Origin of the sequence: Lacticaseibacillus baoqingensis, assembly GCF_003946165.1 — a bacterium.
Lineage (GTDB): Bacteria > Bacillota > Bacilli > Lactobacillales > Lactobacillaceae > Lacticaseibacillus > Lacticaseibacillus baoqingensis.
Genome location: NZ_RHOI01000082.1, coordinates 1 through 1,117 on the forward strand (window position 1 = coordinate 1; position 1,117 = coordinate 1,117).

A 1,117-nucleotide genomic window follows, 5' to 3' on the forward strand; every position below is an offset into this window, starting at 1 on the left:
GACGAATTGTCAACTCAAGTGCAACTTTTTGCCTAGGTAAACCTCAGATGGTGTCTTCCAGCCTAAGACCTTGCGTGGTCTGTTATTCAGTTGTTCAACGAAAGCTTCTATGGCCTCATCGCTTCGTAAGTCTAAGTCTGTGTTCTTTGGAAAATATTCCCGAATGAGCCCGTTGGTATTCTCATTTGTTCCTCGCTGCTGTGGCGCATGAGGATCAGGGAAGAAGACCAACGTGTTGAGTTCTTGAGCCAGTTCACGATAACGTGCAAACTCGGTCCCTCGGTCTGGAGTGACGGTCCTCACGCGATTGTTTGGCTGTGCGCTAAGCAGAGCTACCATTGCGTCCTTGACGTTATCGGCGTTGACCCTTGAAACGCGCATCGATAGAAGAAAGCGTGACTTGCGATCAACAAGCGTGACAAGGGCGGAGCGACCAGTTTTACCTCGGACAGTGTCGCCTTCCCAATGACCAAACCAACTACGATTCTTCGCTGAAACAGGGCGTTCATGAATTGACGGGACATCGTTGAAACGACCCCGCCGCTCATTGATCGTCCCTTTCACCTTGCGAGTCTTACCACGATGCCGTAGCTGACGTGGAATACCACGTGCGCCATGGTTCTTTCGTGGAACGCCCAGGTTATCACGATAAATTCCACGATAGATCGTCGGATAGCTGATTTGAATCGTACTATTTTCATATCGCAGACGTCCCGCAATTTGTTCAGGAGACCAATGATACTGCGTGATGTAGGTGATTACACGCTCGCGTACTTCTGGACGGTCGAGAATTCGATGACGTCGACAACCCTGACGTACATCCTGATAACGAGCATGGGCATCTGCCACAGAGTAGTTGTTCCAACCGCCATTGCGGGAGACCTCGCGACTAATAGTGCTCTTAGAACGACCAATCTCCTTGGCAATCAGTTCTTGTGTCCATCCATTATTGATGCCAAGTAGTATCGTTTCGCGTTCTTTTAGGGTAAGATGTTTGTACGGACTCATAGCCGAGTTCTCCTTGTGTATGATCTTGTGGTGATTTCATTTTACAAGGACTCAGGCTACGAGTCTTTTCTATTTGGCTAATTTGTTGCACTTACAGTGTAAATCCGTC

At 48.5% G+C, this 1,117-nt stretch carries 1 protein-coding gene; it reads right to left on the bottom strand.

Annotation, left to right across the window (positions count from 1 at the left end):
• Positions 1–9: 9 nt before the first annotated feature.
• A complete protein-coding gene (locus tag EKM91_RS13740; RefSeq protein ID WP_125754450.1) occupies positions 10–1,008 on the bottom strand; it encodes an IS30 family transposase in 999 nt (332 codons plus the stop codon).
• Between the last annotated feature and the right edge of the window lie 109 nt (positions 1,009–1,117).

Coding starts and splice junctions, on each gene's coding strand:
- EKM91_RS13740 (WP_125754450.1), bottom strand. CDS start 1,008: ATGAGTCCGTACAAACATCTTACCCTAAAAGAACGCGAAACGATACTA.